General features: G+C 55.4%; 9 protein-coding genes. All 9 read left to right on the plus strand.

Translation table 11 applies throughout. The annotated features are described in order from the left end of the window. A partial coding sequence (otnC, locus tag ABX962_RS20015) for a 3-oxo-tetronate 4-phosphate decarboxylase (RefSeq protein WP_372721789.1) occupies positions 1–585 on the plus strand: 585 nt, incomplete at its 5' end. Between the two features lie 16 nt (positions 586–601). Further along, positions 602–889 carry a putative quinol monooxygenase gene (locus tag ABX962_RS20020; protein WP_372721790.1) on the plus strand — a complete coding sequence of 96 codons (288 nt, stop codon included), beginning with the start codon at positions 602–604 and terminating at the stop codon, positions 887–889. A 48-nt stretch (positions 890–937) separates the two neighbouring features. Then, positions 938–2,050, plus strand: coding sequence for an isocitrate/isopropylmalate dehydrogenase family protein (locus ABX962_RS20025; protein ID WP_372721791.1), 1,113 nt, complete (start codon positions 938–940; stop codon positions 2,048–2,050). Between the two features lie 177 nt (positions 2,051–2,227). Further along, positions 2,228–5,305 (plus strand): DUF5060 domain-containing protein, encoded by a 3,078-nt coding sequence (locus ABX962_RS20030; protein ID WP_372721796.1) that lies wholly within the window; start codon positions 2,228–2,230, stop codon positions 5,303–5,305. A gap of 384 nt (positions 5,306–5,689) precedes the next feature. After that, a complete protein-coding gene (locus tag ABX962_RS20035) occupies positions 5,690–6,085 on the plus strand; it encodes a hypothetical protein (RefSeq protein ID WP_372721792.1) in 396 nt (131 codons plus the stop codon). 361 nt (positions 6,086–6,446) lie between these two features. Beyond that, positions 6,447–7,601, plus strand: coding sequence for an ABC transporter permease (locus tag ABX962_RS20040; protein ID WP_372721793.1), 1,155 nt, complete (start codon positions 6,447–6,449; stop codon positions 7,599–7,601). 38 nt (positions 7,602–7,639) lie between these two features. After that, on the plus strand, positions 7,640–8,152 hold the full coding sequence (locus ABX962_RS20045) for a hypothetical protein (protein ID WP_372721794.1): 513 nt from the start codon (positions 7,640–7,642) through the stop codon (positions 8,150–8,152). 57 nt (positions 8,153–8,209) lie between these two features. Next, complete coding sequence (locus ABX962_RS20050) at positions 8,210–9,766, plus strand: efflux RND transporter periplasmic adaptor subunit (protein WP_372721795.1); 1,557 nt, start codon at positions 8,210–8,212, stop codon at positions 9,764–9,766. A 34-nt stretch (positions 9,767–9,800) separates the two neighbouring features. Further along, on the plus strand, positions 9,801–9,979 hold a 179-nt coding region (locus tag ABX962_RS20055; protein WP_372721797.1), incomplete at its 3' end, for an ATP-binding cassette domain-containing protein.

Raw genomic sequence — 9,979 nt, forward strand, 5'->3', positions numbered from 1 at the left:
CTGTTTGATCGCGGATTTACGTGTGGCAGCAGCGGAAATATTAGCGTCCGTTTGCCGGATGGTATTTTGGTCACGCCCACGAATGTCTGTTTGGGCCGACTCGATCCTGATCGCATTTCCAAAGTGAAATGGGACGGTTCGCTGGTGGCAGGCGACAAACCGTCTAAGGAAGCGGTGCTGCATTTATCGATGTACCGTTCGCGCGAGAAAGACGATGCGATCGTGCATCTCCATTCGACCTATTCGGTGGCGGTATCGTGTTTGCCGGACATCGATTCGGCCAATGTGCTTCCGGCGCTAACGGCGTACTATGTGATGCGAGTCGGCACGCTTCCGATGCTACCCTATTTTCCGCCAGGGGCTGAAGAACTTGCCGCCGAGGTCGAACGAACCGCGGTGGGTGCGAGGGCCATATTATTGGCCAACCACGGACCGATCGTGGCCGCCACTGATCTTGACAAAGCGGTCTACGCGACCGAAGAACTCGAAGAGACTGCCAAGCTTTATTTACTGCTACGTGACCGCCACCCTCGTTGTTTAACCGACCAACAGTGTCGCGACTTGCACGAACGATTCCCATCTTAATAAAAGTAAAACCAACATGTTTGTTGTCGCTGTTCAATTCACGATCAAACCCGAATTCGCTGACGCGTTCCGCGAGCGAGTGTTGCAACAAGCGAACGATTCGCTGGCCAACGAAGATACATGCCAACAATTTGAAGTCAGCGTCGACCCTGAAGCGGACAACCAATTCTTCTTGTACGAAATCTATGACAATGCCGCGGCGTTTGACCAGCATCGTGCGGCCGACTATTTCCACGATTTTTCGGCTAGCGTTGGCCCATGGGTCGAAAGCAAGTCGTTGAAAACATGGCACCGCGTCTCGTAACAAACGCTCCACCGTTTCACTTTTCAATCTAAACATAAGAAACAACAGATGACTTCCTATCGGATCGCACTTTTGCCGGGCGATGGTATTGGCCCGGAAACCATGGCAGCGACTCAGATCGTGCTCGATCGCGTTGTCGCGGAATTCCCCAATATCCAACTCGATTGCCAATCGCACCGAGCGGGCGCGGAACTTTATCGCGAGACAGGCGAGACGTTGCCCAAGAACGTTTTGGATGCTTGTTTGGCTGCGGATGCGGTGCTGTTGTCAGCGATTGGACTGCCCGACGTGCGACAACCCGATGGGACTGAGGTTCAACCGACGATGATGGTGGGACTGCGTCGTGCCCTGAACCTGCACTCGGCAGTACGTCCAGTAAAATTGTATCCCGGTGCGCCGTGTCCACTGAAAGACACCGGTGAGGGAATCGATTTTGTGATTATCCGCGAAAACCTCGAAGGCCTGTTCGCCTCGTTTGGCGGCGGCAGCATGGTCGGTGACGAAGTGGCCACCGACACGTTGGTCGTGACCCGCGCGGGAACATCCAAAGTCGTCGATTATGCATTCCAATTAGCATCGCGCCGCAGCGGTCGACCGCATGACGGCAAACGCAAAGTCACGTGTGTCGACAAGGCAAATGTGTTTCGCAGCATGGCGTTCTTCCGCAAGATTTTTCATGATGTCGCTGCGAAGTACCCCGACATCGAGCACGACGCGGTCTATGTCGATGCGATGAGCTTGTACATGGTGCAGAACCCATCCGATTTCGATGTGGTCGTGATGGAAAACCAATTTGGTGACATTTTGTCGGATTTGGGTGCTGGAATCGTCGGCGGTCTTGGGCTGGGCCCGTCGGCCGAAGTGGGTGACAAACATGCGTTGTTTCAACCGTCCCACGGCACCGCCCCCCAACTCGCTGGCAAGAATGTCGCCAACCCGCTCGCCACGATTCTGTCGGCCGGCATGATGTTAGATTGGCTCGGTCAAACCCACCAAGATGCCAACTGCATCACCGCAGCGGTCGCTGTGGAAAGTGCAGTTGCTGAAGTACTATCGCACGGCCAAGTGCGAACACCCGATATCGGCGGATCGTCGTCCACGACCGACGTCGCTAATGCAGTTGCCGATGCGATTCATGCTGCGGTTGCCAGCGATGTGTAAGAAATTGTTGCCGAGGTTCGATTGACGAACCCGCGTCGTTGATCACGGAGCGATCAACGACAATCAACAAAACAATGCTGATGACAGGCTCGAAGCCTATCCCACTCTCCTGATTCCGTTCCCACCCACGAGGATTTGTCCATGAGTCGCAGTTTCCCAGTGCAGCTTGCACGTTGCATGTCCGTCTTGCTGATAGCCTTTTCGCCATCGTTAGGATTAACCGCAGACCCTGTGTTTAAAGAAGTCGACGGACTCGTCGCGGTCGAAGCGGAACACTACGTCGAGCAATCTTCGACGGACAAGCGTGCTTGGCACCTGACTTCGTCCGAGACCACGCCGGACATCACCCCCGATGGTGATCCGCCGCATGTCGCCGGAGCAAGTGGTAATGCTTACCTCGAAATCCTGCCCGACACGCGGCGGACTCATGGCGACAAGTTGATTCGGGGGACAAACTTCGCTCCCGAAGCTGGAAAGATGGCGGTGCTAAGTTATAAAGTCAATTTCACAACGCCAGGCAAATATTATGTGTGGGTACGCGCCTATTCCACCGGCAGCGAAGACAATGGGCTGCACGTCGGGATCGATGGCCAGTGGCCTGATTCCGGTCAACGTTTGCAGTGGTGCCAAGGTAAAAACGAGTGGCGTTGGGAAAGCAAGCAACGCACCGAAAAACAACACTGTGGCGAGCCCTACAAGATTTTCCTTGATGTCCCGACTGCAGGCGAGCACACCATTTCGTTCTCGATGCGCGAGGATGGGTTCGAGTTTGACAAGTGGATCATGACCACCGACCGCGAGTTCACTCGCCCCGAGGATGCTGGTCCGACCTCGGAACTTCACTCAGGCAGCGTTCCGACAACGCCGCCTGCAGCAAAGCCGTCACCAAAATCCGACACGGTCGCTCAATCCGACGCCAACAACGGATTGTTTCTACCTGCGAAATCATTCGACATTCAAAGCGAAACGTTCTATGTCGATCGTGGCAAATGGCTCGCGATTGATCCCGATCAACGCCAACACGCAACTGCCGACACGACGTTTCAGTTTCCCACAGGAACCTACAACATCACGCTACATGCGATCGGTGAAAATGATGGCAAGTCGACGTATCGCGTTGAAGTGGACCGAGAACGGGTAGGCGAATTCACCACGGTGCTAAGCAACCAAACCGCCGAAGATGCCGCCAAGTATCGCAAAACTTGGGAAAACGTCGCGATCACCGATGGTGCGATCATCACGATCAAGGCGACCACAGGTTCCGAAGATGGCAAGGAATTCTCGCGTGCTCGTTGGGCTGGCATCACCTTCACTCCCGCTGACGCATCGACTCGCAAAGAAGCGAAACCGTACCTCGCCAAGCAAGCGTCAAAACCGAAAGAGCAAACCGTCGCGGCAAAAACAAGCCCCACCAAACCGGTCAGCGACTTGCCCCTGGTTCTGCCGCGCAGCGCCAACGGTGACGGCAGCGTGAACGTTTCGGGCGAAACGAAACAGTGGCACAAGGTCACTTTAAACCTCCGCGGCCCGTACGCACACGAGCAGGACAATTCGCCGAATCCGTTTACCGATTATGCGATGTCCGTTTCGTTCAAACACAGCGACGGCACGACTTACACCGTCCCCGGCTACTTTGCCGCTGACGGTAACGCTGGTGAAACCTCTGCCGAAGCAGGCACGACGTGGCGAGCTCATTTTGCTCCCGACCGCACGGGCCAGTGGAGCTACACGGTTTCGTTTCGACAAGGTCCGCTGGCCGCCCTGGACACCAAACCGACCGGCGTTGCCTTGGCACCTTACGACGGCAAATCGGGTCAGTTTCAAGTCGCCAAAAGTGATAAGCAGGGTCGCGATTTACGTGGCCTCGGACGTCTCGATTATGTCGGCAAGCACTACCTGCAATTTGCTTCGAGCAAGCAGTACTTTTTGAAAGCAGGTGCTGACGCTCCAGAAACGCTGCTCGGCTATGCCGACTTTGATGCCACCGTCGCAGGCAAACCGAGCAAGGTGCCACTCAAAACGTGGGCTCCGCATATCAAGGATTGGAAATCGGGCGACCCGACCTGGCAAAACGGCAAGGGCAAGGGACTGATTGGTGCGATTAATTACCTTTCCGGAAAAGGCTGCAACGCATTTTCGTTCCTGACGTACAACGCGGGTGGTGACGGTGACAATGTTTGGCCTTTCATCCAACGCAACGACAAGTTGCATTACGACTGCAGCAAGCTCGATCAATGGGGCATCGTATTTGATCACGCCACCGCCAAAGGCATGTACTTGCATTTCAAGATGCAAGAAACCGAAAACGATGACAAGGTTCCCACCTCGTTGGACGGTGGCGATCTTGGTGTTCAGCGAAAACTTTATTGCCGCGAGTTGATTGCCCGGTTTGCTCACAACTTGGCGTTGAACTGGAATCTGGGCGAAGAGAACACCCAGTCGACCGAGCAACTCAAAGCGATGTTGGCATACATCGACGCGTTTGACGCCTACGACCACAACCGCGTGTTGCATACGTTCCCAGGCCAACAGGATTCCCAGTACGAACCACTGCTGGGTGACAAATCCGCCCTGACCGGAGTATCGCTGCAAAACAGTGGGATCCACGACACGCATTGGCAAACGGTAAAATGGGTCGAGAAATCGAAAGCTGCCGGAAAACCTTGGGTCGTCGCGTTTGACGAATCGGGAACGGCGGCCCACGGCCAATGCCCCGACCTTGGTTACCGCGGCTTTGATGGTCACGACAGCAAGGGCAACATGACGTACACCCAACACGAAGTCCGCAAACAAACGTTGTGGGGAACGTTGATGGGTGGCGGTGCCGGCGTGGAGTATTACTTTGGATATGCCTACGCCGAGAACGACTTGGTGTGCGAAGATTGGCGCAGCCGTGACCAAAGCTGGGACTACTGCCGGATCGCGATCAACTTCTTTCACGAGAATGAGATCCCGTTCTGGCAGATGTCGCCTCAAGATGCCTTGGTTGGCAACGAGAAGCACAAGAACACGCAGTTCTGTTTGGCTAAACCCGGAGAAAACTACGTGGTCTATCTGTGCGATGGCGGCTCAGCAGATCTTGATCTCAGCAATGCAAAAGGCGACTTTTCGGTGCAGTGGTTTAATCCACGCAGCGGTGGTTCGCTGCAACGCGGATCGGTCAAAAAAGTCAGTGGCGGCAGCAGCGTCAATCTTGGCAAAGCCCCCAGCGACGAAGATCAAGACTGGACCATCGTCGTGCGAAAGCAAAAGTAGCATTGGCGTTCCAGAGTGTCATTGCAGCAGCTTGAGCCTCGATGACAACACCTTCGATCTCCCCGTGTTTCCAACGCGGCATTCACGGGGAGATCACGATCAACCCCCGAAGCGTGATCGCTTGTTGGTTTCACCACAAAGCGAACCGATATTCAGGGGCGAACGGCGGCGAAGACAAAGCGGCGAGATTCGCAGGCGGCGCAACGGGGCTGAATTGGTTCACGGTTTGCATCGAACAGCAACCATCCACGCTCTGGCGAGGGTAGCGACGCAATGAACTTGACGCCTCCGATCGCTTCACAGCGTTGTGAATGGGGGGGCGTGCTGCGACCGCTTACCTGGCTGCTCTTGCTGCGGCGAAAGCACGCGACTAGACTGAATTATATGAAGAGTCCCCTTTTTGCCGTCATGCTGATCGCCCTCTTGTTGGCGTGTCCTGTGCGTTGCCTTTCGTGCGAAGCGAATGCAGCGGGGGGCAACGAGTCCGCACCGACGGTGTGTTCGTGCTGCCCTCATGCCGAGGACGCTCCTACATCGGATCGCTCAAATCAGTCGTCCGAGAGTGGGTGCGATTGCCAAAATTGCATTTGTGAAGGCGCAGTACTCGAATCGGGTGCGGAACCGCCCGACACGGCAAGCATGATCGTCGATTGGATTTCGGTCCTGCAAATCACCGTCGCTGAGCCGAGTCGCGTTGACGCTGTGATGCGTCAAACGCCGTGCAAATATTCTCCCTATGGTCGCGCGGCACGGATTGCGCACCAATCTTGGTTGATTTGATTCAACCCTCTTTCGGATACCGCCTGCAATAAGTCCTTGGTGCTCGCGTAGCTGCCATTGACGTCTGCTGCAGGAATCTTCGCAAGCTTGATGGCATAGTCATTGGCACGAAATACGTAGGTTTTCTGGCGGTGCAGCGAAAGTCTGGACTGCTAAAAGTTTTGGGTTGACATCGTACATTGGGGTGAGTTTTTCTTCCGGCCCTTGCTGCAGTTACCTCTCCACCGACGAAGTTGGGGGAGAGGTGGCAGAAAACTAGCACAACCAAAAATCACAGGAACTCCAAAAGTTTTAGCAGTTCAGGCTCGCGACGCGAGCTTTAGAACGACACAATCCTTCCAACACTCCAACACGTCCAAATATGCTTCTTCCCTGGGAATACGGCGTTCGCAATCTGGCTCGACGGCCGCTGCGTACCGCATTGACGCTCGTTGCACTGGCAACGGTAGTGATGCTGGTGTTTGTCGTCGTGGGATTCATACGTGGGCTGGAACAATCGCTGGCGGTCAGCGGCGATCCCGATGTGGTGTTGGTGTATTCAGTGAACTCCGAAGAAAACATCGAAAACTCATCGATCGCCGCACGAACCCCGTCGCTGCTGGTCGCAAGCTTGGATGGAGTCGCGAATCGATTCGGAGTGACATGCGTTTCACCGGAACTGTACTTGGGGACACGAGTCAAAACTGCCGACGGATCAGGCGGGCTGGGGTTGGTGCGTGGCGTGAAGTTATCCGCGCCACTGGTCCGTCGATCGGTCCAGTTAATCCAAGGCGATTGGCCCGAGGAAGGGGAAGTGATTGTGGGGCGGTTGGCCACGGCAAAATTAGGTAGTTCCGAAACCGCGTTAAGCGTCGGAGAAACCATCGAGTTCGAGGGGCGATCGTGGGTCATCAGCGGTCGATTCGCCGCCGGTGGTTCCGCGTACGAATCCGAGATTTGGTGCCAGCTGGAAGATTTCCAAATTGCAACCAAACGTCAAGACTTGAGCCTCGTTGCGATGCTGCTTTCCCCCGGCAGTTCCGCTGCGGAAGTCGAACTGTTCTGTAAAGAACGCACCGACTTGGAACTTCGCGCGATCCGCGAAACCGATTACTACGCAACGCTGCAACAACATTACAAACCGGTCCGTGTGCTGGCGTGGTTTGTTGTCGTCTTGGTTTCCGCTGCGGGAATCTTCGCCGGGCTGAACATGATGTACGGAGCCGTGGCGGGACGAGTCCGAGAATTGGCGACGCTGCAAGCGATTGGATTTCGGCGACGCGCCATTTTAATCAGCTTGATTCAAGAAGGGGTGCTGTTAGCGGCAGCCGGATCACTGCTGTCCGGCGTCTTGGCGTTGACGATGCTCAATGGAATGGCCGTGCGATTCACGATGGGAGCGTTCACGCTGCGAATCGATAGTGTTGCCATCCTGATCGGATGTGGGGTGGGTTTGATGTTAGGCGTGCTGGGAGCGTTGCCACCTGCGATCAAGGCACTGAAGGCCGAGGTCGCGACAAGTTTAAAGTCCATTTAACAAGTGTTTGTTTTTTCAAAGAGATTGAAAGGTTTGAAATGAAATTGATGTTTAGTTTAGTAGGCCTCTGTCTGCTCGTCGCCGGTTGCAATCCTGCAGCCGAAACTGCAGCACAGTCTGATGCGAATGCAGCAGGGAATTCACAATACATCCGCACCACGGAGCCTGAGGGTGCAATGGCGGTCGGCGATGCTCGCCAAAGTGTAAAAGACGACGAATCGATCACCCTGGTGGGACTGATCGGCGGCTCGAGTAAACCCTTCGTCGAGGGGCTAGCCGCGTTCACCATCGTCGATGCCAAAGTGCCTTATTGTGCACCGGACGAAGGTTGTCCAACCGCATGGGATTACTGCTGTGAAACCGACGCCGTCAAAGACAACATCGCGACGGTGAAAGTGGTGGACGAGAATGGCAAGCCAGTCGCCAGCGATGCACGAGAGCTGCTGAACGTCAAAGAGCTTTCCACCGTCGTCGTGCAAGGCACTGCGAAGCGAGATGATCAAGGCAACTTGACCGTCGCGGCTAGCAAGGTCTTCGTCCGTTCTGAGTAGAAAGAGGGGGAGCCAGCAAACTCCCCTATTCCCATCTCTTCTAATAATCGATGCCAAATGAACCGCAGCCAACTTGATCTCAGCCAACTCGCGATGGATCGTTCGCCTAGCCGTGAAACGAAACCAGCCCGACCGCAGCGAAAACGCTGGGTGTCGCGGTACGTCGTGCCGATTGGGATTCTTGTTGGCTTCGTGATGTTACTTGGGGCAGCTGCCGGACGACGGCTGTTGCCCCGACAATCGGTCACCGTCGTGCCGGTGATCGTGAAGCGGGCCGAGCTGCAACCCTCGGGAACGCCACTGTTTCAAGCCGCGGGCTGGATCGAACCGCGACCGACGGCGATCCGTGTTGCCGCATTGGCATCAGGGGTAATCGAAGAATTGTTGGTGGTCGAAGGGCAAAGCGTCACCAAGGGGGATCCGATTGCGAGTTTAATTGCGATCGATGCGGAGCTGGACGTCGAGCAAGCGAAGAACTCGCTCGCCATCCGCGAAGGGGAACTCAATCGTGCGATTGCCGAGCGGGACGCGGCAAAGATCCGTTTAAACAACCCAGTTCATTTGCAAGTTCCCTTGGCGGAAGCTCAAAGCCGGTTGGCCAATGCAAAAACCGAGCTCGCAAAATTACCCTTTCTGATCGAAGCGGCTCAGGCCCAAGTCAAATATTCGCATAGCAACATGCAGGGAAAACAAGCAGCCGAAGCGGCGATTGCGGGTCGTGTTGTGCGTCAATCCGAGAGCGAATACACAGCAGCAAACGCCAACCTGCAAGAGCTTCAGCAGCGTGGCCCCCACATCCAGCGCGAAGTCAAAGCGTTGCAGGGAAAGGTCGATGCGTTACAGCAACAGCTTGAATTATTGGTCGAAGAAACGCGACAACTGCAGGAAGCGGAAGCCAAGGTCGCCTCGGCCATTGGACTGCGAAACGAAGCGGAATTGAAACTGCGACAAGCCGAGTTGACGCTGCAGCGAAACACGGTGCTCGCCCCGATGGACGGCCGCATCCTCAGCCTGATCGCTTCGCCCGGTACCCGGGTCACCGGAATCGATGGTCCGTCCGGGCAAGGATCCAGCACCGTCGTCGAGATGTACGATCCCGAGCGGCTACAGGTTCGTGCCGACGTGCGGCTCGAAGATGTCCCGATGGTGATTCGTGGCCAAAGCGTCGAAATCAAAACCGCTTCCTCCGACGCCGTGATCCACGGTCGGGTGCTACAAACGACGAGCTCGGCAAATATTCAAAAGAACACACTCGAGGTAAAAGTCGAACTGATTGATCCTCCGGCAACGGTCAGCCCCGAAATGTTGGTCACAGCAACGTTTTTGGCGCCAACGATCGCAGAGCCATCGGGCGAGTCACTGCAAAGCGAGCGAGTCTTTGTCCCCCAACAACTGATCCAATCGGGCGACGTGGGCTCGTTTGTCTGGATCGTCGATTTTGACGAACGTGCCCAGCAGCGCAGTGTCGATGTCGGCACCCCAAGTGCCGAAGGCTTGATCGAGATTCAGTCAGGATTGAACGTGACTGACAAACTGATTGCCTCGGGACTGGATGGATTGCAACCGGGCAACCACGTGACGGTCACAGGCGAAGAGCAAACGATCGGAAAGTAACGCGAACGCGACACGTATAATCACGGAGAACGATATGGCATTGTTGGAACTACGAGGCGTTTGCAAGAGCTTTCGCAAAGGAGACGAGACGATCACGCCGCTGGACAATATCGATTTGGATATCCAGTCGGGCGAGTTTGTTTCGTTGATGGGACCGAGCGGGACCGGCAAAAGCACGCTTTTGAATTTGGTCAGCGGCATCGACAGCCCTGA

The sequence above is a fragment of the Novipirellula sp. genome, assembly GCF_041583735.1.
Taxonomy (GTDB): domain Bacteria; phylum Planctomycetota; class Planctomycetia; order Pirellulales; family Pirellulaceae; genus Novipirellula.